General features: G+C 68.9%; 22 protein-coding genes. 13 read left to right on the top strand and 9 right to left on the bottom strand.

The annotated features are described in order from the left end of the window. Positions 1–1930, top strand: a 1930-nt coding sequence (locus ACN469_RS29605) for an MXAN_5808 family serine peptidase (RefSeq protein WP_498773198.1), incomplete at its 5' end; no start/stop codon positions are given. 171 nt (positions 1931–2101) lie between these two features. Further along, positions 2102–3022 carry a hypothetical protein gene (locus ACN469_RS29600; RefSeq protein WP_498773196.1) on the top strand — a complete coding sequence of 307 codons (921 nt, stop codon included), beginning with the start codon at positions 2102–2104 and terminating at the stop codon, positions 3020–3022. 9 nt (positions 3023–3031) lie between these two features. On the opposite strand, the gene ACN469_RS29595 is transcribed toward ACN469_RS29600, so the two are convergent. Further along, positions 3032–3757 carry a glycerophosphodiester phosphodiesterase gene (locus ACN469_RS29595; RefSeq protein WP_498773194.1) on the bottom strand — a complete coding sequence of 242 codons (726 nt, stop codon included), beginning with the start codon at positions 3755–3757 and terminating at the stop codon, positions 3032–3034. Between the two features lie 112 nt (positions 3758–3869). On the opposite strand from ACN469_RS29595, the gene ACN469_RS29590 reads away from it, so the two are divergent. Further along, positions 3870–4097: a twin-arginine translocase TatA/TatE family subunit gene (locus tag ACN469_RS29590; protein ID WP_498773192.1), complete on the top strand. Its 228-nt coding sequence runs from the start codon at positions 3870–3872 to the stop codon at positions 4095–4097. A 27-nt stretch (positions 4098–4124) separates the two neighbouring features. On the opposite strand, the gene ACN469_RS29585 is transcribed toward ACN469_RS29590, so the two are convergent. Together ACN469_RS29585 and ACN469_RS29580 are read right to left on the bottom strand one after the other, a co-directional pair. Beyond that, positions 4125–4934 carry a hypothetical protein gene (locus ACN469_RS29585; RefSeq protein ID WP_498773190.1) on the bottom strand — a complete coding sequence of 270 codons (810 nt, stop codon included), beginning with the start codon at positions 4932–4934 and terminating at the stop codon, positions 4125–4127. 5 nt (positions 4935–4939) lie between these two features. Continuing rightward, positions 4940–7573 carry a zinc-ribbon domain-containing protein gene (locus ACN469_RS29580; RefSeq protein ID WP_498773188.1) on the bottom strand — a complete coding sequence of 878 codons (2634 nt, stop codon included), beginning with the start codon at positions 7571–7573 and terminating at the stop codon, positions 4940–4942. Positions 7574–7735: 162 nt separating this feature from the next. Here ACN469_RS29580 and ACN469_RS29575 point away from each other — a divergent pair, with 162 nt between their 5' ends. Next, positions 7736–8401 (top strand): polyhydroxyalkanoate synthesis regulator DNA-binding domain-containing protein, encoded by a 666-nt coding sequence (locus tag ACN469_RS29575; RefSeq protein WP_498773186.1) that lies wholly within the window; start codon positions 7736–7738, stop codon positions 8399–8401. Here ACN469_RS29575 and ACN469_RS29570 read toward each other — a convergent pair. Next, positions 8398–9201: a ParA family protein gene (locus tag ACN469_RS29570; RefSeq protein ID WP_498773184.1), complete on the bottom strand. Its 804-nt coding sequence runs from the start codon at positions 9199–9201 to the stop codon at positions 8398–8400. The genes ACN469_RS29575 and ACN469_RS29570 overlap by 4 nt on opposite strands. 33 nt (positions 9202–9234) lie before the next feature. Further along, entirely contained in the window at positions 9235–9546 is a 312-nt protein-coding gene (locus tag ACN469_RS29565; protein ID WP_498773204.1) for a hypothetical protein, read from the bottom strand. A gap of 165 nt (positions 9547–9711) precedes the next feature. On the opposite strand from ACN469_RS29565, the gene ACN469_RS29560 reads away from it, so the two are divergent. The 4 genes from ACN469_RS29560 (at position 9712) to ACN469_RS29545 (ending at position 14315) form a co-directional block, all read left to right on the top strand. Next, positions 9712–10626, top strand: coding sequence for an ArsA family ATPase (locus ACN469_RS29560; protein ID WP_498773182.1), 915 nt, complete (start codon positions 9712–9714; stop codon positions 10624–10626). Beyond that, positions 10623–11735 (top strand): ArsA family ATPase, encoded by a 1113-nt coding sequence (locus ACN469_RS29555; RefSeq protein ID WP_498773180.1) that lies wholly within the window; start codon positions 10623–10625, stop codon positions 11733–11735. Before ACN469_RS29560 ends, ACN469_RS29555 begins: the two co-directional genes overlap by 4 nt. A 185-nt stretch (positions 11736–11920) precedes the next feature. After that, the gene (locus tag ACN469_RS29550; protein ID WP_498773202.1) at positions 11921–13060 is read left to right on the top strand and encodes a tetratricopeptide repeat protein; all 1140 of its coding nucleotides are present in this window, start codon (positions 11921–11923) and stop codon (positions 13058–13060) included. Between the two features lie 61 nt (positions 13061–13121). Then, positions 13122–14315, top strand: a complete 1194-nt coding sequence (locus tag ACN469_RS29545; protein WP_498773178.1) for a M48 family metalloprotease — start codon at positions 13122–13124, stop codon at positions 14313–14315. Between the two features lie 132 nt (positions 14316–14447). On the opposite strand, the gene ACN469_RS29540 is transcribed toward ACN469_RS29545, so the two are convergent. Further along, complete coding sequence (locus tag ACN469_RS29540) at positions 14448–14972, bottom strand: tetratricopeptide repeat protein (RefSeq protein ID WP_498773176.1); 525 nt, start codon at positions 14970–14972, stop codon at positions 14448–14450. Positions 14973–14979: 7 nt separating this feature from the next. Next, positions 14980–16464 carry a hypothetical protein gene (locus ACN469_RS29535; RefSeq protein ID WP_498773174.1) on the bottom strand — a complete coding sequence of 495 codons (1485 nt, stop codon included), beginning with the start codon at positions 16462–16464 and terminating at the stop codon, positions 14980–14982. A 192-nt stretch (positions 16465–16656) separates the two neighbouring features. Here ACN469_RS29535 and ruvX point away from each other — a divergent pair, with 192 nt between their 5' ends. Both ruvX and mltG read left to right on the top strand, forming a co-directional pair. Then, entirely contained in the window at positions 16657–17127 is a 471-nt protein-coding gene (gene ruvX, locus ACN469_RS29530; protein WP_498773172.1) for a Holliday junction resolvase RuvX, read from the top strand. After that, positions 17124–18185, top strand: coding sequence for an endolytic transglycosylase MltG (mltG, locus tag ACN469_RS29525; RefSeq protein WP_498773170.1), 1062 nt, complete (start codon positions 17124–17126; stop codon positions 18183–18185). Before ruvX ends, mltG begins: the two co-directional genes overlap by 4 nt. Before the next feature lie 12 nt (positions 18186–18197). On the opposite strand, the gene ACN469_RS29520 is transcribed toward mltG, so the two are convergent. Continuing rightward, complete coding sequence (locus tag ACN469_RS29520; RefSeq protein ID WP_498773168.1) at positions 18198–19781, bottom strand: ArnT family glycosyltransferase; 1584 nt, start codon at positions 19779–19781, stop codon at positions 18198–18200. 611 nt (positions 19782–20392) lie between these two features. Between ACN469_RS29520 and ACN469_RS29515 the strand changes: the two genes are divergently transcribed. Genes ACN469_RS29515 through ACN469_RS29505 form a run of 3 tightly spaced genes read left to right on the top strand, consistent with a single transcriptional unit; the run spans position 20393 to position 25126 of the window. Further along, positions 20393–22456, top strand: coding sequence for a PrkA family serine protein kinase (locus ACN469_RS29515; protein ID WP_498773166.1), 2064 nt, complete (start codon positions 20393–20395; stop codon positions 22454–22456). 26 nt (positions 22457–22482) lie between these two features. Next, positions 22483–23592 (top strand): DUF444 family protein, encoded by a 1110-nt coding sequence (locus ACN469_RS29510; RefSeq protein ID WP_253994647.1) that lies wholly within the window; start codon positions 22483–22485, stop codon positions 23590–23592. Between the two features lie 40 nt (positions 23593–23632). Continuing rightward, positions 23633–25126 (top strand): SpoVR family protein, encoded by a 1494-nt coding sequence (locus ACN469_RS29505; RefSeq protein WP_498773164.1) that lies wholly within the window; start codon positions 23633–23635, stop codon positions 25124–25126. A 57-nt stretch (positions 25127–25183) separates the two neighbouring features. On the opposite strand, the gene ACN469_RS29500 is transcribed toward ACN469_RS29505, so the two are convergent. Then, positions 25184–26248, bottom strand: coding sequence for a serine/threonine-protein kinase (locus ACN469_RS29500; protein ID WP_498773162.1), 1065 nt, complete (start codon positions 26246–26248; stop codon positions 25184–25186). Between the last annotated feature and the right edge of the window lie 178 nt (positions 26249–26426).

The following is a 26426-nucleotide window of genomic DNA, read 5'->3' as shown; positions in this document are numbered from 1 at the left end:
GCTGAAGCTGACCATCGCCAAGTACCTGACGCCGGGCGACGTCTCCATCCAGGAAGTGGGCATCGTCCCGGACATCCAGCTCGTCCCCACCCGCGTCACCGACGAGCGCGTGGACGTGTTCGCGTCGCGCCGCTCCATGGGCGAGGCGGACCTGGATCAGCACTTCGGCAACCCGGACTCGACCACCGTCGCGAAGAAGCGCGAGGACGTGTTGGACCGCGAGAAGCCGCGCGAGAGCCTCAAGTACCTGAAGGTGGACCCCAAGCAGCAGGAGAAGCTGGCCGTCGCCGCGAAGGAGGAGCCGAAGAAGGATCCGAAGGCCGTCGCCGCGAGCAAGGACGCTGACAAGAAGCCGCATGGGGAGAATGACCCGCTGCTGGACGTGGCCGGTCAGGGCGAGGACCTGGACGACCAGCTGGACGCGGAGTCGCAGGAGGAGATCAAGGAGGACTTCGAGGTGCAGTTCGCGCGGGACTACGTGCTGAAGGCCCCGGCGGCCACCCGGCAGCAGCAGCTCCAGCAGGGCAAGGGCTTCATCGAGCAGAAGCGCCGCGAGGAGGAGACCCGCATCAACGCCGCCATCGCCGCGCTGGGTGTGGACTGGAGCGCCGGTCCCACGCCGAAGAACGTGCAGCTGACGGGCACGCTGACGCCGACGCCGGACACGAAGATTCACGCCGGCGAGCTCCTGGAGATGGTGGTGACGGCGGAGAACAAGGGCACCGAGCCGCTCAAGCGCGTGCGCGCCTGGACGGAGAGCGACAACGCGTTCCTGGACCGCCGTGAGTTCCTCTTCGGCGCGCTGAACCCGGGCGAGAAGAAGTCCTGGAAGGTGAAGGTGCGCCTGCCCAAGGACCTCACCAGCCGCCGCGACGACGTGACGGTGCGCTTCTTCGATGACCAGGGCGCGCTGCCGGAGACGCGCGTGTCGGAGCTGAACTTCGCGGAGCTGCCTCGGCCGTCCTTCGCCTTCAACTGGCAGGTGGTGGACGACTGCGCCAGCTGCAACGGCGACGGCACGGTGCAGCGCGGCGAGACGGTGGCGGTGCTGCTGGACGTGACGAACGTGGGCCCCGGCGTGGCGATGGACTCGTTCACGCAGATCAAGAATGGCGGGGACGCGAACATCTTCATCGAGAAGGGTCGCTTCAAGCTGGGCGAGCTGAAGGCCGGCGAGACGAAGACGGCGCGGTTCCAGGTGGAGGTGAAGAAGGGCTACAAGGGCGACACCTTCCCGCTGAAGCTGGCCATCATCGACGAGCCGCTGGAGGAGTTCGTCATGGAGAAGATGGAGCTGCCCGTGAAGGACGCTCCGGTGGCCACGCTGGAGGCGAAGAAGGGCGTGGTGCGCGTCACGGAGAAGACGGAGTTCCTCGGCTCGCCGGTGGAGGGTGGACGCACGGTGGCGAAGCTGAGCACCGCGGCGGTGCTGCCCGTGGAGGCCGCGAACAAGGGCTTCTACCGCGTGGAGCTGGAGAAGGGCCGCTTCGGCTTCGTGCGCGCCCAGGACGCCCGTGAGGTGAAGGCGGGCAAGCCCACCGCGCCGAAGCTGGCGTGGACGACGACGCGCCGTCCGCCGGACATCAAGCTGGACGCGGACCCGTCCGCGGGCGGCCTGGTGGCCAACGGGGAGAAGTTCACCCTGTCCGGCGTGGTGACGGACCCCAACGGCCTGTTGGACGTGTACGTGCTGGTCAACGACCAGAAGGTCTACTTCAAGGGCGTGGACCCGAAGGGTGGCGAGCCGAACACCCTGAAGTTCTCCACGGAGTTCAACCTCAAGGAAGGCAACAACAACGTGCTGGTGGTGGCTCGCGAGAGCACCGACTTCGCCAGCCGCCGCACCCTGGTCATCCGCCGCCGTCCGGCGGAGGTGGCCCAGAAGGTGACGGGCCAGAGCCCCGGCGGGGTGAAGCCGCAGCCGCAGTAGGCGCCTGACGACACGCGCCAGCCGCCTTCCGGGCGGCCCCTCCGGTGGGCTCTCCTTGAGAGACTCGTCGGAAGGGCCGCCCGTTTTGTTGACGCTCCTCGCGGGCTGGCGTTAGCGTCCGCCGCAGTGGGGCGCCCCCGGCCGGCGGGTTCCCGGGAGGCGGTGACTCGAATGCGGACGTTCAGTCGGTGGCTCGCCCTGGCGGCGTGTGTCTCGGGAGCGACCGCATACGCGGACGACAATGACCTGCGGATCGCGGACTTTGGCGACCCCAAGGCCATGGAGGGCGGCGCTCTCACCAACGCCGCCGCCAACGCGAACTTCCGCGCCTTCGCCCGCGTCATGGGCGCCGCCATCACCTCGGCGAACCTGATGCCGCCGGAGACGACGGGCCACTCGGCCTGGGCCATCAACGCGGAGCTGTCCGTGGTGTCGCTGCCGGACAGCGTGCGCATCCCCACGGAGAACGTGGAGCAGCCCTCCACCGTGCTCATCCCCTCCTTCCACGTGCGCAAGGGCCTGCCCTTCTCGCTGGAGCTGGGCGGGCGCGTGGGCTGGGTGGAGAAGAGCAGCCAGGTGGTGGCCACGGGCGAGGTGAAGTGGGCCGTCAACGAGGGCTTCACTTGGCTGCCGGACGTGGGCCTGCGCGGGCACGTGACGAAGCTGTTCGGCGCCCGGGACTTGAGCCTGACAGTGATGGGCCTCGACATCGGCGTGGGCAAGCAGTTCCCGCTGGGCGGCATGGTGACGCTGACGCCCTACGGAGGCCTGGACCTGGGCTTCGTCGGAGCCACCACCAGCCGCCTCGACTTCGACCCGTCGCGCAGCTACGAGGACTCGCTCGGCGGCGACTCGCGCGCGGCGCTGACCGGCACGGACAGCTACACGAAGGTGTCCTTCGGCGACAACGTGAACCAGCGCATCTACGGCGGCGTGCGGTTCATCGGCGGCGTGCTGCAGTTGGGCGCGGAGCTGTCGCTCACGCGCACCGGCAGCGTCGAGACGCCTCGCGCGGACAACCCTAACGCGCTCGAAGACCGCGGCCTGCCCGCGGTGTTCGCCTTCAGCACCACGCTCGGCCTGGACTTCTAGGCACGGCGGTCAGGCCGCGGCGCGCAGGGACTCTCTCAGCGCGCCGGGCCGGTTGGTGATGAGGTAGCTGACGCCCATCTGCTCCAGCGCGCGGGCTCTCGCGGCGTCGTCCACCGTCCAGGTGGCCACCCGCAGCCCCGCGGCGCGCCAGGTGGCGACCCGCTCCGGAGTGCAGTCCTCGTAGTAGGGGTGCACCGAGTGGGATGAGACGAGCGGACTCACCGCGTACGCGTGCACGCCCCAGCGACGGTCCGGGTCGATGAGGTAGCCCCGCCGCAGCTCGGGCGCGACGGCGAGCAGGCGGAAGAGGCACAGCGGGTTGAAGCTGGAGATGACCACGCGCTCGGCCAGCCCCTGGCGGCGCACCAGCTCCGCCACCTTGCGTGAGAGGCCGTCGTCGTCGAACCGGTCGCACTTCAGCTCGATGTTGACGACGAACTGGGGCGGCAGCGCCTCCAGCACCTCCTCCAGCAGGGGGATGCGCGCCGGAGCGAAGCCCAGGGGTGTCCCCACGTCCGCGCGTCGCAGCTTCCACCACGGCGTGTGGCGCACCTCCCAGGGAAGGCGCGCCAGCCGCTCCAGTCGCTCGTCGTGGCAGACCACCACCTCGCCCGAGCCGCACACCATGGCGTCCAGCTCCACGCCGTCGGCGCCCTGTCGGGCGGCCTCGGTGAAGGCTTCGAGGGTGTTCTCGGGGGCGTCGGCGGAGGCGCCTCGGTGGGCAAGCAGGAGCATGGGCGCAGTGTGCGCTGGATGAGCCTTCCCGCGCAGCAGAAGTGCGGAGGGGCGTCAGCGGGTAGACGCGCGGCTTGCCTCCCCTACCCCTTTGCTGCACTCTGAGTTCATCATGTTGGGCCTTCACCTCGGCGAACTCATCCTCCTCGGCTTCATCCTGCTGGTGGTCTTCTCGGCCGCCCGGATGGGTCAGCTCGGCAACGCGGTGGGCAAGTTCGTCTACTCGTTCCGCAAGGCGTCCAAGGGCGATGACCTGGTCGATGCGAAGTCGCTGCCTTCCTCGCGCCGGGGCACCACCGACGCCGAGTACAGCGAGAACGATTCAACTCGCCGCCGCTAGGCTGCTCGCTTCCTCTTCCACGGTCGTTCAGTCGTGCAGGTGACGGGTTCCGCGTGCGGGCTCGGGCGCTTCCTCCGGCGTGGGCCGAAGCAAGGCGGCCCCTTCCGCCAGCAGTCGCTCGGCCTGCTCTCTCAGGGACAGGTGCAGCGCGGCGCTCGAGTGGAGTTCGCGCAAGTCACTGCTGTTGAGCAGCGGGACTATCTTCGCGCCGATTTCAGGGGGCAGGTACGGATTGAAGACGAGCGCGCGGCGCACGGCGTGGCGCACGGACCAGCGGGGGGAGCGCCAGATTTCCAGCAGCGGCTCCGGGCGGGCCGGACGGCGGGCGGCGATGCGCACCACCAGGTCCTCGGTGAGGCGCGGGTTGATGAGGACGTTGCGCAGCACGGACGGGTTGCTGACGGTGGCCAGGCGCGACAGCGTGTCGGGGTCTCTGGTGAGCCGGGCCTGCTGCTTGAGGTGCCCCAGTGACTGGGAGAAGGCGTTGGCGTCGGCGCGCGCGGCGGCGTCCGGGTGCATCTCCCGCTTCGCGGGGCCCTGGGCGAACAGGTCCGCCACCGTGTCGAGCGCCTGCACGTGCGCGAGCCTGCGCAGCTCGGTGACATGGGGGATGTGCTCCGCCTCCTGCTCCAGCGCGGCCAGGAAGTCGGACAGCACGCAGGTGGCGGGCTCCCAGCCCTGACGCGAGAGGGAGATGAGGTGCCCCACCAGCTCGTTCGCGTCGAACGGGTCTCCACGGGCCAGCTCCCTCGCGGCCGCCTTGCGGCGCACCTCGGCGCCTCCACCCAGGGCGTGGAGGAACCTGGCGACGTTGCGTGCGTCGTCCACTGAGGGCATGGCGATTACTCCGTGGGCGCGGCCTGGGCGGGGGCCTGGGACGGCGCGGCCTCGGTGGGTGCGGGGACGGCCTCGGCGGCGGGCGCGGGGACGGCCTCCACCGAGACTTCGAGCCGGAAGCTCCCGAGAGCCGCCGGATACTCGTGGAACACGAGGAGGAAGGGCGCGCGGGCCCCAGGCGCGACGGAGACCGCTCCCGCGTCCAGGCGCTTGCGCAGGGCTTCAGCCGCCTCCGCGTTGCCCACGGCGTGAAGTTGCTCGGGAGTGGCCACCACGCCCGCGAGCCCCTCGACGGAGCGCACGCGCTGGTCACCGTCGAAGAGGGCGCCGCGCACGCGGATGTGCGTCGCAGCGCCGGTCCGGTTCTCCACGTCGCCCCGGACGTAGAAGAGGGGGCGGCCGGCCTGCGTCTCGTACAGGCCGTTGGAGACATCGAGCGCCACCAGCGGCTTGGGCGCGGGGACGACGAGGGCGCGCAGGTTCTCGGGCGACAGCACCGACAGGTCCAGTCGACCTTCGCTCAAGTAGACGCTGCCCACCGCGCCCAGTCCCACCACGAGCGCCGCGGCCACCATGAGGTTGACGAGCAGCGCCGTCACCTTGCGAGCGCGGCTCGGCGGGCGGCCCTGAGGGATTCCAACGTCCTCCGGCCGGGCCGTGGGCTTGACCACGGAGACCACGGGCGCGGCGGACATCTGCGGGTCCAGCTCGAGCACCTCGCGCTGCCCCACTCCGGCCCCGCCAATGCGGCCCAGGGTGACGCCTCCGAAGTCCTGGCCCTCCTCCGGAGGAGGAACGTCGTCCAGGAGCGAGCCCGTCGAGTGCGCCTGGGCGTCATCGAGCCCGAGCGAGTCGTGGGACGAAGAGCCGAACAGCGCTGCACGCCCGGTGTCGGAGGGCTGAACGCCCGCGTGCTCGCCGTAGTCGCCGTCCGAGGAGAGGTCGAACAGGTCTTGAGCGCCCGGAGGCGCTGCGGGGCTCGCGCCGACGGACGGAGGAGGACGGCTGGGATTCGTCGCGCCGCCCAGGTCGAGGGACGTGAACGGGTCCGCGCCACCCGGGGCCGCCTGAAGCGGAGGACGACCGGGGACCGTCGCATCGATGTCGATGGACGCAAACGGGTCCGCGCCGCCCGGAGCCGCCTGCAGCGGTGGACGACCGGGAACCGTCGCATCGCCCAGATCGAGGGCCGCGAACGGGTCAGCGCCGCCCGGAGCTGCCTGCAGCGGTGGACGGCCAGGCACTGTCGCATCTTCGGGCGCGGAGTACGGCGCCGCACCTCCTCCAGCCGGACGGGCCGACGGGGCAGCACCCTGGTGCGGAGGTCGCCCAGGCAGCGTCGCGCCCTCGGGCCCCAGGAAGGCGCCGCCTGCCTGGGCGGAACGCGCGGGAGATGCGGTGAGCGGTGCTCCCGCCGAGCCAGCTCGGGGCGCGGCAGCAACGCCGGCCGCTCCCACCGAGGCCGAGGGCGGAGCGGAGGCTCCCGTCGAGGCGGCACGCGGCGCGGAGGCTCCCGCCGAGGCCGCACGGGCGCCCTGCGGAGCCCCCATCGCGGCGGACGGAGCACCCGGCGGCGCACCGCGCGAAGGCGGTGCCGACGACGAGAACGGGGGCTGTCCCGTCATCGTCGCGTCGTCGATGTCGATGGACGCGAACGGATCCTCCTCCACGCTGGGAGGAGCAGGAGGAGCCTGGACCGGGGGGCTCCCCGTCATCGTCGCGTCATCGATGTCGATGGACGCGAACGGATCCTCCTCCGCGCTGGGAGGAGCAGGCGGCGGAGCCACCCTCGCACCAGGAGCCACGGGTCGACGGTCGGCGATGCTCGGCCCCGTCACGGGCGCGGGCAGTGCGTCGAACGGATCCAACGCGCCCCCGGGCATCGGAGCGGACATGAAGTCCGCGAATGGATCCTCCGCGCCGGGGCTCGGTGAACCACGGGCGGCAGGTGCGGCGCTCCCACCCTGGCGCAGCGCGGCGGACGGAGGCGGCGGAGGCATGGCCCGAGGCGCCATCGCGCCCGGTGACGCACCGCGCGGCGAAGCGACTCCTGGCCCCGAACCACCCGGCGCGAAGCCCGGCAGGGGCACGGCGCCCGAGGCCACCGCCGCGCCGTCCTCGACGGGAGGAGGCACCGCGCCACCGTACAGCCCGGTGGAGGTGTCCACTGGTGAACGAACGGCTTCAGGTGGCGCCGGCAGGGGCACGGCGCCCCCGTTTCGCGCCGTGGCGACGCTGGGCGAACCCGAGGCCTGGGGCGGCGGCCGGGGCATCGGACCGATGCGCGTGGGCTCGCGGAAGACTCCGTCGTCGAGCTCCCCGTCCATGCTGTTCCAGGAGGGGTTCTCCGACGGCGAGCCTCCCGAGAGAGCGCGCGTGGCCGCGACCCCCTGGGCGAAGAAGCCGGGGCGCGTGACTTCCACGCCTTTGGGGTCGGGGGCGACCCCGAACTCGGCGAATGGGTCGGCCTGCCCGGCCGAGGGGGGAGGCGAGGACGCACCGGCATCCTCCCCGCCAGGTTCGCGGGTGACGCGGAACGTGTTCTGACATTTGGTGCAGCGGACCTTGACCCCCTTTTCGGTCACCTTCTCGTCGGGGATCTTGAACCGCGTCTGGCACCGCGCGCACTTGACGATCATTCAGGCCTGGGGCGGGCACCAGTATAGGGCCACCGGGTGGGTACCGCGAGTCGGGTTCTCGCTGCTTGCTCGCCTCCAACCCCTCTGGTACGAGGTTCGCCCCTGCGAGACTCAGACATGGAAGTTGGCTTTGAGTCGAGCCCAAAAGGGGCGGAGAGACCGATGAGCGAGGCCGAGCAAGCAGGCGCTCCGAGCAAGGAGCCGAAGATCATCAAGCGGTACACGAACCGAAAACTCTACGACACCGTGGAGAGCCGGTACGTGACGCTGGATGAGATCGCCGCGATGATCAAGGAGGGCACCGAAGTGCGGATTGTGGATAACCGCACGAAAGAAGATCTGACGTCGGTCACCCTCGCGCAGATCATCTTCGAAGAGGAGAAGAAGAAGAACCAGATGCCGCTGTCGGTGCTGCGGGAGATCATCCGCCACCCTGGCGAATCCATCTCCGGCTTCATCCAGAAAGAGGTCAGCCCCCGCGTCGCCTCCATCCGAGAGGAAGCGGAATCCCGTCTCGACAAGCTCCTGCGTCGCGAGGAGGCCGCCAAGGCGGGCATCCCCGAGGCCGCCATCGAGGACACCCAGCAGGCCGCCGACTCCGCCGCCGCCGCCGCGGGCGGACTGTCTCCCGCCGACCTGCTGAAGGCCAGCCAGCGCGCCTTCGAGGACTGGCAGCGCAAGATTGACGAGCGCGTCAAGCACGTCGTCGAGAACCTGACCGGCAACCTCCCTGCCCTGGGCCGCGACATGCAGTCGCTCACCCAGCGGCTGGAAGAGCTGGAGAAGAAGCTCGAGCAGTTCGAGCAGCAGAAGAAGCAGGAGCCCTAGCCGGCTCGCGGTGCCCGCTTCCGCTTCCGGGGAGCGGGCCCGCCGTGGATTTCGGCCGCGATGGCCGCCAGCATCCGCGCGCCTCGGCTCCGGGGCGCATACTCGAAGATGGTCTTCCCGTGGCTCTGCGCCTCGTCCACCTTGACGTCGTAGCCCAGGGGCGTGGTGGCCAGTGAGTCGGGAAAGTACGCCCGAAGCCGGTCCAGGATCGCCGTGGCCAGGGCCGTCTTCCGGTAGAGCGTGGGCACCACCTTGGTGACGCTCAGCCCGGGACGGCCCTCCGCCTCGCCCACCTGCCGCACCGTGTCCGCCACCTCCGCGCAGCCATCCAGCGCCAGGTACGTCAGCGCCACGGGCACCACCACCTCCGTGGCCGCCACGAGGATGTTGCGCGTGGTGAGCCCCATGGACGGCGGCGAATCGAAGACGACGGCGTCGTAACCCGCCTCGCTCGCGGCCTCCAGGCGATCCGCCAACCGGTGGGCCCGTCGCGCGTCCCCCGCCACGACGAGGGGGAAGTCCGCCATCTCCTTGTACGAGGGCAGCACGTCCAGGCCGGGCACCGCCGAGGGGTGCACCACGTCCTGGAGGCGCACGGCGTCGTCGGTCAGCAGGTGGAAGACGTTGCGAGGCAGCGTGCGCACGTCCAGGCCGAGCGCCTTGCCGGCATGTCCCTGGGTGTCCAGGTCCACCAGCAGCACCCGCAAGTCCCGCTCCCGCGCGAGCCACGCGGCGGTGTTCACCGCCAGCGTCGTCTTGCAGGTGCCGCCCTTCTCGTTGATGAAGGCGATGCGCCGCATGGGCCTTGGACTCCCCGGCTCGCTTCCGGGTGCTTACTTCTTCGAGGACGGCGCCTTCTGCGCCACCAGGGTGTCCACCTTGCTCTCCACCGACGCGAGCAGCCGCTCCAGGTCGTCCACCTTCGCGCGCAGCTGCTCCAGGTCCGCCGTGGACGGCAGGTTCATCGCCGACAGGGCCGAGCGCAGCGCGCTGTCCAGCGTGCCCTTCGCCGCCAGCGAGCGCGACACCAGCGTCTGCACCGTCGACACGAACTTCTCGTTCGACAGGAGCTGCTGCGCCAGCTTGCCGACGCGCTCCTCGCCCGTCTCGACGAGCTTCTTCATCACCGGGTTGTTCTTGAGCATGGGAACCAGGAGCTTCACCCGCGCGGGCACTCCCCGCCATCGGGACGTCGGGAAAAAGACGCCGCACTCTGCGAGGGGGCAACGCGACGTGTCAAGCCAGGCAACACCCCCTGGCCAAACGCGTTGACTCCTGGAGACACGATTCCTACGGTTCGCCGCTCTCTTATGGCAGGGCTCCTGGACAAGCGGTTGTGGGTCGTCTCCGGCAAGGGCGGCGTGGGCAAGAGCACGGTTGCCGCGGCGCTCGCCCTGCGCTCGGCGCGCGCGGGGCGTCGGACGCTGGTGTGCGAGGTGAACACGCAGGAGCGCATCAGCCGCTTCCTGGAGCACCCCGCCGCCGGCCCCGAAGTCACGCTGCTGGAGGAGAACCTCTGGGCGGTGGACGTGCGCCCGCAGGAGGCCATGCGCGAGTACGGCCTCATGGTGCTGCGCTTCGAGGCCCTCTACAAAACGGTCTTCGAGAACCGGCTGGTGCGCTACTTCCTGCGCTTCATCCCGTCCCTGCAGGAGCTCGTCCTGCTGGGGAAGATCATGTACCACCTGCAGGAGAAGCTGCCGGACGGCAGGTGGCGCTTCGACACCATCGTCCTGGATGCGCCGGCCACCGGCCACGCCATCTCCTTCCTCAGCGTGCCGCAGGTGCTGGTGCAGACGGTGCCCCAGGGGCCCATGTCCCGCGAGGCGCAGAAGATGCGGGACTTGCTGGTGGACCCGTCGGTGACGGCGGCGGTGCTGGTGGCGCTCCCGGAGGAGATGCCGGTGAACGAGGCGCTGGAGCTGCACGCCGCGCTGACGGACAAGGTCCACATCCGCACGCACGCGGCGGTGCTCAACCAGGCCATCCCGGAGCGCTTCACGGAGGCGGACCTGGAGGCGCTGGCGGGCCATCCGGAGCTGCACGACGTGGCGAAGGCGAACCACGACCGCGCCGCGCTGACGGTGCTCGCGGGCACCAAGCTGGAGCGCAACCTTCACGCGCCGGTGTTCAACGTCCCCCGGCTGTACCTCCCGTCCTTCGGGCGGGACGCGATTGAACAGGTCATGGGCCACCTCGAAGCACTGGTGATGGGGGAGAAGTGAGCACGACGGCTCTGGGTCCCGCGCTCGCCAAGAAGCGCGTCCTCATCTGCGTCGGCTCCGGCGGTGTCGGAAAGACGACGGTGGCGGCCACCCTGGCCCTGCGCGCGGCGGTGGATGGCCGCGCCAGCCTGGTGTGCACCATCGACCCGGCGAAGCGCCTGGCCAACTCGCTGGGCCTGTCCGCGCTGGGCAACGCGGAGACGCAGGTGCCGGCTTCCGCGCTGGAGCCGCTGGGCGTGACGGCCCGCGCGTCGCTCCACGCGATGATGCTGGACATGAAGCAGACGTGGGATGACCTCATCACCCGCGTCGCTCCGCCCGAGCAGCGCGAGCGCATCCTCGCCAACCGCTTCTACCAGTCGCTCTCCACCGCCCTGGCCGGCAGCCAGGAATACATCGCCATGGAGAAGGTGTGGGAGCTGCGCCGCAAGGGCGAGTACGAGCTCGTCGTGCTGGACACGCCGCCCACCGCGCACGCCCTGGACTTCCTCGACGCGCCCAACCGCGTCCTGGACTTCCTGGACAACGAGGCGGCGAAGTGGCTGCTGGCCCCCGCGCTGAAGGCTGGCAAGTTCGGCCTGTCGCTGTTCAACCGCAGCGGCTACGTGCTGCGCGCGCTGTCCAAGTTCACCGGCACGGAGATGCTCCAGGAGCTGTCCAGCTTCATGCTCTCGCTGTCCGGCATGAACGAGGGCTTCCGCGAGCGGGCGCGCGGCGTGCGGGCCTTGCTGGAGGACGCCTCCACGGGCTTCGTGCTGGTGACGAGCCCGCACCCCGAGCGCATGGATGAAGCCATCCACTTCAGCACCCTGTTGAAGCAGCACCGCATGGAGGTGGTGGCGCTGGTGGTGAACCGCGTCCACCCGCTGCCCACCGAGGCCATGTGGCAGGACGCGGCCACGCTGACTCCCACCCGCCGCGCCAAGGTGGAGGAGACGCTGCGCGAGCTGCAGGTGCTCGCCGAGCAGGACGGACGCGGCATCGCCCAGCTCCAGGCTGCCTGCCCGGGCATCCCCCTGATTCAGGTGCCCCGCTTCGGACTGGACGTGCACGACATCACCAGCCTCTGGCAGACGGGCCGCTTCCTGCTCGGCGACGACAGCTTCTGAGCCCCCACACCGGGCACCCGGCCAGGGCCCGCCCGAAGGGCGACCGGCCGGGGCGGCGCGGAACGGGGGGACGCATTAAACTGGGCGCGCCCACCTCACGCGGTGGGAACTCCAAGGGACGGGGCGTTGTCCTGAGGCGGTAGGGCCAGGAGGCGCATTCCGTGACGGGAAGCGAGCGAACGTACATGTCGGTCAGCCGGTGGTGGTGGGTGGTCGCCCTGGGGCTGGGCGTCACCGGATGTCGGACGACGGGCAGCGCCGCGCGACCGGAGGTTTCCGAAACGGGCCCCGTGAAGCAGGAGCTCCAGTTCGACGCCGTGACGGTGACGGCGGACCTGGAGCTGGACAAGCTCAACGACGAGGAGCTGTTCGCCGGGGCGACGTCGGCCTTCGCGGCCAACGACTTCAAGCAGGCGGCGCGCTACTTCGGCCGGCTGGTGGACTTCCACCCCAACAGCCAGCACCGTCGCGCGGCCCTCTACAACGCGGGCCTCGCGCACCAGCGCCTCAAGGAGTGGGAGGAGGCGTGGCACCGCTTCTCCGAGCTGGCGGACCCGGCCAGGGGCCAGGGTGACGCGCTCGACGCCTCCTTCCGCGTGGCGGAGACGCAGTACCACCTGGAGCGCTACGACGAGGCCCTCGCGGTGCTGACCACCATCGCCGCGCGCGCGGACCTCCCCGCCAACCGCCGCATCGAAGCCCGGGTGCAGCAGGGCGTCTGCGAGCTGGAGGCGGGCCGCACCGACGCCGCGGAGGCGACGCTGCGCAAGGCCATCACCTCCTACGAGGCCCTGGCCGACAAGGACGAGGTGGACGACTACTTCCCCGCGCAGGCTCACTTCTTCGTGGGCGAGCTGTACCGGCTGCACTACGAGAACGTGAAGCTGGACCCGGCGAAGGGCGCCGACAAGCTCGCCGAGGACCTCAACTACAAGGCGGAGCTGCTCCTGTCCGCGCAGGGCCACTACCTGCGCTCCATCCGCGTGGGCAACGGCTACTGGGCCACCGCCGCGGGCGCGCAGATTGGCGCGCTGTACGAGGACCTCTACGCGCAGATGGTCAGCTCCCCGGCGCCCTCGGAGCTCAACGCCGAGGAGTCCATCGTCTACCGCCAGGAGCTGCGGAAGAAGATTCGCGTGCTGCTCACCAAGTCCATCAACATCTACGAGCGCACCCTGGAGACGGCCGAGCGCATCGGCTCGCAGAGCGCCTTCGTGGACCGCACGCGTGAGAGCCTCGCCAAGGTGAAGGCGCTGCTGCTGGCGGACGCGGAGGGCGAGCCCGTTCCCTCCCCGCCCGCCTCCGAGCAGGAGCCCCATACGTAAAGCGGGGGAGCCCCCCTGACTGGGCAGCCAGGGGCCGCGCGGCGTAGCCTGGGGCCCGCCCATGGAGCCCATCTTCACGCCCGAGCAACTGGCGGAGATTCACGCCTACCACCTGCCCTATTACATCCGGGCCGCGGTGGCCCCCTTCGCACTGCTGGCCGTGCTGTCGCTGCTGCTGGGCGTGCTCGTCCGCCCCTTCTTCCGCACGGCCACGGCCACCGCCGCGGGCCTGGAGCGCCGGCTGGGCTTCCTGCGCACCGCGCCTGTCAGCCGCGTCTTCTTCAATGCCATGGACCGGCTGTGGGGTGAGTCGGGCTGGGGCGCGGCCGTCATCTTCGCGTTGATGACGGACCTGTTCGTGAAGCTCGTCTACGCGCCCGTGGACATCTGGTTCGCGTACACGCGGGAACACCAGTACGGCATGTCCAACTACACCCCGACCGCCTTCGCCTGGGACCTGCTCAAGGGAACCCTGATGGGCGCAATCGCTGTCGCCGCGCTCGTCATCGGCATGTACGGGCTGGCCCGTCGCACGCGTCGCTGGTGGTGGGTGCTGGGCGTGCCCGTCGCCCTCCTCCTGCTCGTCTCCTCCGCGTTGGACCCCTTCCGGGGCCGGCTCTACTTCGAGCAGCAGCCCCTCCCCCAGGGGCCCCTGCGCACGCGGGTGACGGAGCTGATGGCCCAGGCGGACATCGCCTTCTCCGACGTGCTGGTGGAGAAGACCTCCGTCGCCTCGCGCCGGCTCCAGGCGTACTTCGCGGGCCAGGGCCCCACGCGCACCATCGTCCTCAACGACGTCATCCTGAAGGAACTCACCGAGGACGAGCTGCTCGCCGCCGTGGCCCACGAGGCCGGTCATGTGCACGAGCCGAAGTGGCCCGGCCGCATCGCCTCCTCGGTGGCGCTGGTGGCACTCCTCTTCGCCATCGACCGACTGCTGCGCGTGGCCGCCGCGCGCGGCTGGTTCGGCACCACGCGCTTCGCGGACATCCGCACCCTCCCCCTGCTCTCCGTCCTGCTGTCCGGCGTCCTGTTCGTCGGCGGCCCCATCGCCGGGGCCTTCTCCCGAGAGCGCGAGCGCGAAGCGGACCGCTATGCGCTGCGCCTCACCCACGACGTCGACGCATTCCGCCGCATGCTGGTGAAGGCCGCCCGCGTCAACAAGATGGACCCCCAGCCCCCCCGCTGGATTGTCCTCAAGGGCCAGAGCCATCCCCCCATTGGCGAGCGGCTGGCCGACCTGCCTCCACCGTGACGTGAAAAAAGCGGCCGGCAGGTGGGCTCCCCCATTTCCCGTTCCCTCTCCACCCGAGCCCACCCGCCGACAGCCGCCACCAGGCCACTCCCCCGAGCGCCGGCGGCACTTCCCCCCACCCCCTTCGTCCAGCTACGGCTGCTGGGCGTCCTGCTTCAGCTTCTCCACCGCCGCCAGGGTGATGGACTTCACCAGCGCCCTCGCCCTCCGCCCCGCCGCCGTCTCGCCGTGCGGGTCCACCTCCACCGCGTTGGACAAGTCCGTGAAGCCCCGCCGCTCCCCCTTGCGCAGGTACAGCTCCCCCCGATTCGCCAGCGCCACCGGATGCCCCGCATCCCTCGCCAGCGCCGCGCTGTACTCCGCGATGGCCTCCTCCAGCCTCCCGAGCTTCTGGTACACGGTGCCCAGCGCCGCGTGAGCCCCCGCGTCCCTCGGGTTGCCCACCACCAGGCCCTCGAAGAGGATGCGCGCCTCCTCCAGCCGCCCCGCCGCCGCCAGGTCACACCCCACCTGCGCAATCGCCTTCGCCTCCTCGAAGGTCATCCCCTCCACCTCCGCCCACGTCGCCTCCCCCCGCGCGAAGGACCGCATCCGCTGCACCGCTCCACTCTCCATCCGCATCGCCTCCGCCCCCTCGTGTTTGATGACGCGTCCCATGGACCCCTCAGGCGCCTCGCAGGTTGGAGATGGCGGTCTTCGCCATCTCGTTGAACTTCGCTGACATGTTGCTCATCAGGTCGAACATGGACTTGCGCTTCTCCAGCAGTCGCTGAAGCCGCAGCTCCAGCTCGCGCATGTTCCCGTCGAGCGTCGCCGCCTTCTTCTTGTCCGCGTCCGACGTGCCCAGCACCGCGCGGTCCTCCCCCGCGCTCGCCATGCTGTCCATGACCTGCAGAATCTCCGCGTCCGTCTCCGTGGAGATGGCGCCGAGGATGGCCTGCACCTTGTCCTCGATGCTCATGTTCGGGTTGTCGAGGATGCTCCGCGCGCTCGAGACCTTCGTCGGCGACGTGCCCGGCTTCGCGCCCCCCGACAGCTCCAGCTCCGCCTTCACGTCCAGCCACCCGATGATGCCGTCGCGGCCGTCGATGCCCGCCGCCATCTCCAGCCGGTCGAAGTACAGCGGGTTGTCCTTGAAGAACTGCGCGGCCTTCTTCAACGTCGATGACGCCGCGGGGCTCAACAACAGCGCCGCCATGTCCTCGCGCGTGACGCGGTCATCCTTCGTCCCCGCCGCCGTGTCGAACGTGCCCCAGTTGTCGCGCAGCACCGCCACCGCCTCGAGGTACTCGCGAAAGTCCGGGTCCTTCGACGTGGGCGGCTTGCCACCACCCCCCACGGGGCCCTGCCCGCCCCCCGTGCCCGGCGTCGACCCCGTGCCCGGCGAAGGGGTGCCCGGCGTGGGAGGACGCGTGCCCGGTGAAGGAGTGCCCGGCGACGGACCTCCCGTCGAAGGAGGACGCGTGCCCGGCGTCCCCGTCGAGGGAGGACACGTCTCGGGCTCGGGCTTCGGCGTCCGAGGGCGCTCCGGCCGCCCGTAGCGAGCGAACTCCTCGCCCACGCGCTTCAGCTCGGAGCGCACTCCCGGCAGCTTGATGCGGTCGTCGTTGTACAGCTTCCCCACCGCCGGCATGAACCGAGCGAGCAGCCCGCTCGAATCCACCCTCTCGAACAGCGCCGCGTTCTCCGTCAGGAAGCGGGCCGCGCTTCGCAATTGCGGAGACAGGCTCGTGTCATGGGCCGCGCGCCGCAGCTCGTCCTTCGACAGCGAGCCCGACTTCTTCCCATCCGCGAGGTCGAGCTGGTCGAAGTTCGCCTCCAGCACCTTCAGCGCGTCCTCGTAGTCCAGCATCTTCGGGTCCAGCGCGCTGGTGCCGGTGGGAAGGATGGGCGCGTAGCCCTCCGTCTTCACCCCAGCGCCGCTCGACGCCGCGTACTCCGTCTTCGCGGGCGGGTTCTTCTTCAAATCTTCCGCGACGCCCGCCACACCGCTCGCCGCCAGCAACACGTTGCCCGTCGCCACGCCCTCCACCGTCTTGATGGAATGGGAGATGAGGGGCGGCAGCCCCCGCGTGTCACCCGCACCCTCCACCGCCGTGCCCTCGGGGCTGGCCAGCAGGTTCGTCGCGCCCTTCAAAAAGTCCACCATGAGCCCTCCCGCGCGGCGTGTTGGAAGCAGTGCCGTGCGATGGGCAGTCGGGTTTGCAGCGGGGATGCCGAACGACGGCTCGCATGCCGTCACAGCGAATTCCGTCGGTTAGCCTGACTGACAGGCAAGGCGCGTCCCCGACGTCGGACGGAGCGGTCCGCGACGGAGGATTGCGGTTAAGGTCCCCGGCACATGCGCACCTTCGGTTTGGACTTTGGAACCAAGACCATCGGCGTGGCCGTCTCGGATGGCCTGGGTCTCACCGCCCAGGGCGTCACCACCCTCCGACGGACCTCGCTCAAGGCGGACCTCGCCGCGCTCGGCGCCCTGGCGCGCGAGCACGAGGTGGACCGCATGGTCATCGGCCTGCCACTCAACATGGACGGCTCCGAGGGCCCGCGCGCGGAGGCCTCGCGCAAGTTCGCGGACGCGGTGACCCAGTCGCTCGGCGTCCAGGTGGAGCTGTTGGACGAGCGGCTCTCCACCGTGGCCGCCACCCGCACGCTCCTGGAAGCGGACGTCAGCCGCGCCCGCCGCAAGGAGGTCATCGACCAGGTGGCCGCGCAGTTCATCCTCCAGGGCTGGCTGGACGCCCGCCGGCCCCTGGAGGCGGCGTTCCACGCGGATGACTACGACGACTACGGCTCGGAGCCCTCGGAGTGAAGAAGGCCCTCGCCGCGGTGCTCGTGCTCGCCGTCCTGGCGGCGGCGGGCGGGGGTGGCTGGTACTTCCAGCAGTCGCGCCACCTCGCGGACTTCGCCGCCACGCCCACCGCGCTGCCCGCGCCCGTGACGGTGGACGTTCCTCCTGGCACCGGGCCTCGCGCGCTCGCTCGGCTCCTCGCGGACCAAGGCGTGGTGACAGACGCGGAGCTGTTCTATCGCTACCTGCGCCACGAAGGCCTCGGCCCTCGGCTGAAGGCCGGTGAGTACGCGTTCGAGGGCACCCTCACGCCGGCCCAGGCCGCGGAGAAGGTCGTCTCGGGTCAGGTGAAGCCGCACCGCTTCACCGTGCCGGAGGGACTGCGCGCGGAGGAGATCCTCCCACTGCTCGCGGCGTCCGGACTGGGGCTCGACCTCAAGAAGCTGGAGGCGCTCACCGCCGACGCGGCCTTCTTGCGTGAAGCGGGCGTGCCCGCGAAGTCCATCGAGGGCTTCCTCTTCCCGGACACGTACACCTTCGCCAAGGGCGTCCGCGAGGAGGCCGTGCTGGGGAAGATGGTGGCGCGAGCCCTGGAGGAGTACCGCACGGCGGACGCGGCGCGAAAGCCGGGCGTGAAGCTGAGCCTGCTGCAGACCTTCACGCTCGCCTCCATCGTGGAGAAGGAGACGGGCGCGCCCGAGGAGCGGCCTCGCATCGCCTGCGTCTTCCACAACCGGCTCCGCAAGGGCATGCGCCTGGAGACGGACCCCACCGTGCTCTACGCCATGCGCCTCTTGCGCGGCGTCTTCACGAAGAACCTCACGCGCGAGGACCTGCGGACGCTTCACCCGTACAACACCTACAAGGTCTCGGGCCTGCCTCCGGGGCCCATCGCCAGCCCGGGCGCCGCGGCACTCCAGGCCGCGCTCTCGCCCATGGACTGCGAGGACCTCTTCTTCGTGTCGCGCAACGACGGCACGCACGTCTTCTGCCCCACCTACGACTGCCACCAGGCGCTCGTGAAGCAGTGGCAGGTGGAGTACTTCAAGAAGCAGCAGGCGACGCCTCGGAAGCCGTGAGGCCCCTGGCCGCTACGGGCGGCGGCGGTACACGTGCAGGGGCGCGGTGAAGCCATCGACCTCCTCGTAGGCGACGCCGTCCAGCGTCAGCGTGCGCCCCTCCAGCTTCACGCCGGGGACCTTCACCAGCGCGCCCTCGTCGAAGCGCACCAGCACCTCCGGCCGGGTCTCCTCCAACCGCTTGCGGAACGTGTCCCAGCGCACGCGGGCGATTCTCTCCTCCGGCAACCCGGAGAAGAAGGCCACCTGCAGGTCCATGTAGCTGGGGTCGTCGTCGAGGGCCACCGCGCCCCCCTTCGCCGCCACCTGCTCCTTCACGTAGTCCGCCACCTGCATCACCGGCACCGGGTTGGTCGACGTGGGGCTCACCGGCCGCAAGGAGTTCTGCAGCCGTCCCTCCGCGCGGAACGTGTACAGGCCCATGGCCACCGGCAGCACCACCGCCAGCACCGCCGTCACGCCCAGCACCGCCTTGCGCAGCCCCTCGCCCTTGCTGCCCACCAACGCCGCGAAGCCGAAGGCCACGAACACCGGCAGCACCGCCAGCTGCGTCACCGTGAAGCGCCCCAGCGGGACGAAGTTCAAGAGCACCACCGCGCGGAACGTGAAGTACGCGGTGGGCACCACCGCCGTTGCCACCAGCCAGCGCGTGTCCGGGCGCGCCTTCCACGCCTTCACCATGCCCAGCATGCCCAGGAGCGCCACGCCTGGCGTCAGGGTGAGCAGCGCCACCCCGGGCCAGAAGAAGAGCTGCTGCACCCGCCACCCGATGGCGGCGCCCGAGCCCGCCGACGACAGCACCCAGCCGCGGTGGAACTCCTCCACCGCCTTCACGGGGAAGAACGGGTCGCCGTGCATCAGCTCGTTGCCCTGCATCCACAGCAAGGGGAACGGCAGGCACGCCAGCCCGAAGCCCACCGCGCGCGTTATCGACGCCACCTTGTCCTGGCTGCTGAAGAGCAGCGCCACGCACATCAGCGGGATGTACATCCATGCGTCGTAGCGCAGCGCGCACGCGAGGTTGATCATCAGCGCGGCCTGGAACAGCGGCGCGAAGCGGTTCTCGTCCACGGCCTCCGCGTACAGCGCGAAGGAGGCCAGCATGAAGAACAGCGACACCGCCTCGCTGCCCGCCGTGGTGGAGAACTGTAGATGCATGCCCCACGCGGCGAAGGCCAGCCCGCCCGCCACGCCCGCACGCCAGCCGAACAGCCTCCGCGTCAGCGCGAACAGCGGCACCACCGACAGCACGCCGAACAGCAGGCTCACCACGCGCCCCGCCACCTCCCTGTCGAACACCGACAGGGCCAGGCCCACCAGGTACAGGTGCAGCGGACCGAACTGGTACGCGCCGTCACCGTACGCGGTGATGACGTGCGGCTCGCGCAGCCAGCGCTCCGCCAGTTCCGTGCGCACCACCGCGTCGCCGTAGAGGTTCTCGTTGACGAAGAACACCACCAGCCGCGGCAACAGGGCCATCACCAGCAGGACCCCCAACAGCCAGCGTGTGCTCGGCTCGTGCGAGGGGGTGGGGACCGCCGCCAGGCTCGGCACGGGGGACGAAGGATGGGAGACGGGGGTAGGTGCGGTCGCCATGACGCGCGGCAGGATACGCAGGCACGGCACAAAGCCAAGCTGACGACCCCGGCTTCTCCCACTCCCGCTCGCTTCACCCCCGGCGAAGCCCGCCCCGGAACGCGCGGAGCCTCACCGTGCGTGTGCCTCCTGTAGGGCCACCCACCGTGCGCAAACGAGCGAATGTATCACCCTCCAGGCCCGGGTCGCCCGCCTGGTCGCCGCTCTTTCCACGCACGAATGCAAACCCTGGCGCCGACATGTGGAGCGAACGGAGACGCCGCCCCACAACCAGCGGACAGTTGGCCCTCGGCGGACACCCGTAAACCCCTTCAGGCGTTCAATACCCTTCGCGTTCGGAGGGGGAGCCTACCCCCTCGCGAGCGCGGCCCTATAATCACCTCTGCCTCTTCACCCCGTGGAGGGGGCGCGCCTGGTCGGCGTCCTGCCCCTGACACGAGCCTAACGCGCGGTCCCATTCCGCGGCGGGGTCCCGAATTGGCTGCAGGGCTGTCGTGCCTGGGACCTCGGCGGGATGGTTGTGGAATGGCAATCCAGCCCTCCAGGTTCACCATTCTGGCCCCCTCGGGTGTGAACATTTCGCACCCCTGGCCGGCCCCCGAGGGAGAGACATGAGGGACGCTGAAAAGGGTTCGTGGGTCTCCAAGATCGCCGCGCTCCAGGACGCGAAGACCTATGCGGAGCTCACCTGGGAGGGCTCTTTCGAGGACTACATCGAAGTGGTCCGCAAGAACCCCAAGGTGACACGCACCGCCTTCCAGAGGATCTACGACATGATCCTCAGCCACGGGAAGACGGAGTACATCGACAACAAGAAGAAGCTCATCCGCTACCACTTCTTCAGCGACGAGAAGTTCGGCGGCCGCGACGCCATCTTCGGCCTGGACGTGCCGCTGATGAAGCTGGTGAACGTCTTCAAGTCCGCGGCCCAGGGCTACGGCACCGAGAAGCGCGTCATCCTGCTGCACGGCCCCGTCGGCTCCTCCAAGTCCACCATCGCCCGCCTGCTCAAGAAGGGCACGGAGGACTACTCCAAGACGCCGGAAGGCGCCGCGTACACCTTCTCCTGGACCACCGACAAGAAGCTGCCGGATGGCACCACCGCGAAGGAGAAGATGAAGTGCCCCATGAACGAGGAGCCCCTCAACCTCGTTCCCCGGGAGTGGCGCGCCAAGGTCTACGCGGAAATCTCTCCGCCGGAGGCCGGCCACACCATCCCCGACGGCTCCGAGCTGTGCCCCGCCTGCCGCTTCGTCTTCAAGGACCTGATGACGCAGTACCACGGTGACTTCGCCCGGGTGATGGACCACATCCACGTCCACCGGCTCGTCTTCAGCGAGAAGGACCGCGTCGGCATCGGCACCTTCCAGCCCAAGGACGAGAAGAACCAGGACTCGACCGAGCTCACCGGCGACATCAACTACCGGAAGATCGCCGAGTACGGCTCCGACTCCGACCCGCGCGCCTTCAACTTCGACGGCGAGTTCAACATCGCCAACCGCGGCATCATCGAGTTCGTCGAGGTGCTCAAGCTGGACGTCGCGTTCCTCTACGACCTGCTCGGCGCGTCGCAGGAGCACAAGATCAAGCCGAAGAAGTTCCCGCAGACGGACATCGACGAGGTCATCCTCGGCCACACCAACGAGCCCGAGTACAAGAAGCTCGAGAACAACGAGTTCATGGAGGCCTTGCGCGACCGCACGGTGAAGATCGACGTGCCGTACATCACCAAGCTCGCGGAGGAGGTGAAGATCTACGAGAAGGACTTCAACTCCCGCGCCATCAAGGGCAAGCACATCGCCCCGCACACGCTGGAGATGGCCGCCATGTGGGCCGTCCTCACCCGCCTGGAGGAGCCCAAGAAGCACAACCTCTCCCTCCTCCAGAAGCTCAAGCTCTACAACGGCAAGACGCTCCCCAACTTCACCGAGGACAACATCAAGGAGCTGCGCAAGGAGAGCAACCGGGAGGGCCTGGAGGGCATCTCCCCGCGCTACATCCAGGACAAGATCTCCAACGCCCTGGTGAGCGACAAGGGCGATGGCTGCATCAACCCCTTCATGGTCCTCAACGAACTGGAGGCGGGCCTCAAGACGCACTCGCTCATCAGCAACGAGGACGCGCGCAAGCGGATGAAGGAGCTGCTCACCTCCGTGAAGCAGGAGTACGAGGACATCGTCAAGAACGAGGTCCAGCGCGCCATCTCCGCCGACGAGGACGCCATCGGCAAGCTGTGCGGCAACTACATCGACAACATCAAGGCCTACACCCAGAAGGAGAAGGTCAAGAACAAGTACACCGGCCTCTACGAGGAGCCCGATGAGCGCCTGATGCGTGCGATTGAGGAGAAGATAGACATCCCGGACAGCCGCAAGGATGACTTCCGCCGCGAAATCATGAACTACATCGGCGCGCTGGCGGTGGAGGGGAAGACCTTCAACTACCGGACGAACGAGCGGCTGCACAAGGCGCTGGAGCTGAAGCTGTTCGAGGACCAGAAGGACAGCATCAAGCTGAAGAACCTCGTCTCCTCCGTCGTGGACAAGGAGACCCAGGAGAAGATCGACCTGGTGAAGGACCGGATGATGAAGAACTACGGCTACTGCGAGATCTGCTCCACCGACGTGTTGAACTTCGTGGCGAGCATCTTCGCCCGCGGCGACGCGAAGGAGTAACCACCTCAGGAGAAGGGCGAGCCGTCGTGACCTTGAAGATCCACCAGGACCACTCCCGCTTCAAGCAGATCGTCCGCGGGAAGATCAAAGCCAACCTGCGCAAGTACGTGCAGAAAGGCGAGATGATTGGGAAGAAGGGCAAGGATGCCATCAGCATCCCCATTCCCTTCATCGACATCCCTCGCTTCAAGTACGGCCACAAGGAGCAGGGCGGCGTCGGCCAGGGAGAGGGCGAGGTGGGTCAGCAGCTCGGCCCCGGGGCCGTGGAGCCCGGGGAGGGCCACCAGGCCGGCCAGGGCGAGGGAGACCACGCCCTGGAGGTGGACGTCACGTTGGAGGAGCTGGCGCAAATCCTGGGCGAGGAGCTCCAGCTCCCCAACATCGAGCGGCGTCAGAACGAGCGGCTCGTCACCCAGAAGATTCGCTACACCGGCATCAACACCACCGGTCCGGAGTCGCTCCGGCACTTCAAGCGGACCTTCAAGCAGGCCCTGCGGCGGCAGATCGCCGCGGGCACGTACGACGCCGCGCGCCCGGTCATCATCCCCACGCGAGAAGACCGCCGCTACCGCAGCTACAAGCTCCAGAACCTGCCGGAGACCAACGCGGTCATCATCTACATGATGGACGTGTCGGGCTCCATGGGCGACGAGCAGAAGGAGATCGTCCGCATCGAGAGCTTCTGGCTCGATACGTGGCTGCGCCACCAATACAAGGGCCTGGAGGCGCGCTACATCATCCACGACGCGGTGGCGCGCGAAGTGGACCGCGACACCTTCTTCCACACCCGCGAGTCCGGCGGGACGATGATCTCCAGCGCATACAAGCTCTGCCGGGACATCATCCTGGCGGACTACCCCAAGAGCGCGTGGAACATCTACCCGTTCCACTTCAGCGACGGTGACAACTGGAGCGCGGACGACACGCGCCAGTGCATCGAGATGCTGCGCAACGACGTGCTGCCCAACGTCAACCAGTTCGCCTACGGCCAGGTGGAGTCGCCCTACGGCAGCGGCCAGTTCATCAAGGATTTGCGCGAGGCGGTGGGAGACACGCCCAACGTCGCGCTCAGCGAAATCGCGGACAAGGACGCCATCTACGCGTCCATCAAGGACTTCCTCGGCAAGGGCCGCTGACGTCTGGCCTCCCCCACGTGCCCCTCGGAGAGACTTCCCGATGCCCAAGAGCCTCACACCCCGTCTCGCCGCGCTGAGGGATGAAATCCACGGCTACGCGAAGGAGTTCGGCCTCGACTTCTTCGACACCGTCTTCGAGATGGTGTCCTACGACGAGATGAACATGGTGGCCGCCTACGGCGGCTTCCCCACGCGCTACCCCCACTGGCGCTGGGGCATGGAGTACGAACAGCTCGCCAAGGGCTACGAGTACGGGCTCAGCAAGATCTACGAGCTCGTCATCAACAATGACCCTTGCTACGCGTACCTGATGGAGAGCAATCCGGAGGTGGACCAGAAGCTGGTCATGGCCCACGTCTACGGACACTGCGACTTCTTCAAGAACAACTTCTCCTTCCGCCACACCAACCGGCGGATGATTGATGAGATGGCCAACCACGCCACGCGCGTCCGGCGCTGGGTGGACAAGATTGGCGTGGAGAAGGTCGAGGACTTCATCGACCGCACGCTCAGTCTGGAGAACCTCATCGACCAGCACTCGCCCCACATCCGGCGCAACCCGGACCCCAAGCGCGCGGCGGACGAGCTCAAGGCGAACGAGGGCGTGGAGGGCTTCAAGGTCGGCCGTGAGTACATGCGCGGCTACATCAACCCGTCCGAGTTCCTCGACTCCCAGCGCAAGAAGGCGGAGGACGAGAAGCAGCGGGCCAAGAAGTTCCCCGAGCGCCCCCAGCGCGACGTGCTGCTCTTCCTCCTGGAAGAGGCGCCGCTGGAGCCGTGGGAGTCGGACATCCTCGCGATTCTGCGCGAGGAGGCGCACTACTTCGCGCCCCAGGGCCAGACGAAAATCATGAACGAGGGGTGGGCCAGCTACTGGCACTCCACCATCATGACCCGCCGCGCCCTGCGCGATGACGAAATCATCGACTACGCGGACCACCACTCCGGCACCATGGGCACCCGTCCCGGCGCCATCAACCCCTACAAGCTGGGCATCGAGCTGTGGCGGGATATCGAGGAGCGGTGGAACAAGGGCCGCTTCGGCAAGGAGTGGGACGAGTGCGACGATTTGCGCGCCCGCCGCTCCTGGGACAAGAAGTCGGGCGCCGGCCGCGAGAAGATCTTCGAGGTCCGCAAGCACTACAACGACATCACCTTCATCGACACGTTCCTGACGCCCGAGTTCGCGATGGAGCAGAAGCTCTTCGTGTATGGCTTCAATGACAAACGCAACTCGTGGGAGATTCTGGACCGCGAGTTCCGCAAGGTGAAGAGCAAGCTGCTCCAGGGGCTCACCAACTTCGGCCAGCCCATCATCGAAGTCGTTGACGGCAACCACGAGAACCGCGGAGAGCTGCTGCTCGCGCACAAGCACGACGGCCAGGACCTCAAGGGCGACTACGCGCGCGAGACGCTCAAGAACCTCCAGTCCCTCTGGCGCAGGCCCGTCAACATCATCACCCGCTATGACAACAAGGGCATGATGCTCCGCTTCGACGGCACGACGCAGACGGAGAAGAAGGTGGAGCTGTAGCGCTCCCCTCCCCTCGGGCGCGCCTCTGTGGCGCCCGGGGGACTCGTCGTCGAGTCCTCAGCCGGGGTTGAGCGCCCCCCAGGGGCGTTCCTCCGACGCGGACGTGGAGCTCTCGGAAGAGAAGGCCGCATCGGCGCCCGGCGAGGCCAGCCGCTCCAGCACGTCACAGAGCGCGTCAGCTCGACTGAAGCGCCCCGCGGGGTCTTCCGCGAGGCAGCGCTCGATGGCCCGCGCGAAGTCGACGTCAATTCCGGGCACCCGCTCCGACAGCGGCACGCACGCGGGGCCGGCATCCATGACGGCCGTGACGGGCCTGCGCGTGCGCGGCACCGTTCCCGTGCACAGCTCGTACAGCAGCAGGCCCAGCGCATAGAGGTCGCTCTGCGGCGTGGCGGGCGCGCCCAGGCGCGTCTCCGGGGCCATGTAGCGCGGCGTGCCGACCACCCCTGGCACCGTCCAGGGCGTGCAGTGCTCCATCCCCACGAAGGCCGCGAGCCCGAAGTCGAGCAGCTTGATGGTGCCGTCCTTCTCCAGGATGGCGTTGCTCGGCTTGAGGTCCCGGTGGAGCACGCCCCGCTGGTGCGCGGCCCTCAGCCCCCGCGCGAGCCCCACGGCGATATCGAGCACGTACCGCCACGGCAGCGGGAGCTCCAGCTCCGCCAGGCTCTTGCCATCCACGTATTCGTAGACGAGGTACGGGCGCCCGGCGACCTCACCCGCCCGGAACACGGTGACGACGTTGGGATGCTTGATTCGGGCAATCGCGCGCGCCTCGATGGCGAAGCTCTTCAGGGTGCTCGTATCGGGCTGGAGCGCGACGCTCAGCTTCAGCGCCACCAGCCTGTCCAGCGAGGTGTCATGCGCGAGGAAGACGGCGCCCATGCCGCCTCGCCCCAGCAGCCGCCTCAGACGGAACTCGTCCAGCTCCGTCGGCGGGCTCCACGTCTCCCCCAGGGGAGGCCCCCGCTCCGGAGCAAGCACCGACTCCGCCGAGGCCGCGTGAAACGCCTCGCTCCGCACGACGGCCACCAGCAGCTCACGACAGGCAGGACACGCCGCGGCGTGGTGATGCACCCGAGCCCGCGCCCCTGTCTCCAGCCGCCCTTCCATCAGGCGCACCACGTCGTCTTCGCACAGGCAGCTGGTTGAAAGGATTTGATACCCCCTGGCACACCCCAAGTGAAGCCTCGCACGGAAGACTCTTGACTCGAAAACTCCCCCGTTTCATGCACCAAGACTACCTTCACCCAGATTAACCTGCATAGTCCGGAATTATTGAATGTGCACTATAATGATGCGC

This window comes from Corallococcus terminator, from assembly GCF_049194865.1.
Lineage (GTDB): Bacteria > Myxococcota > Myxococcia > Myxococcales > Myxococcaceae > Myxococcus > Myxococcus terminator_A.
The sequence above is the reverse complement of the archived record's forward strand: the minus strand, read 5'-3'. Positions and strand labels throughout refer to the sequence as shown.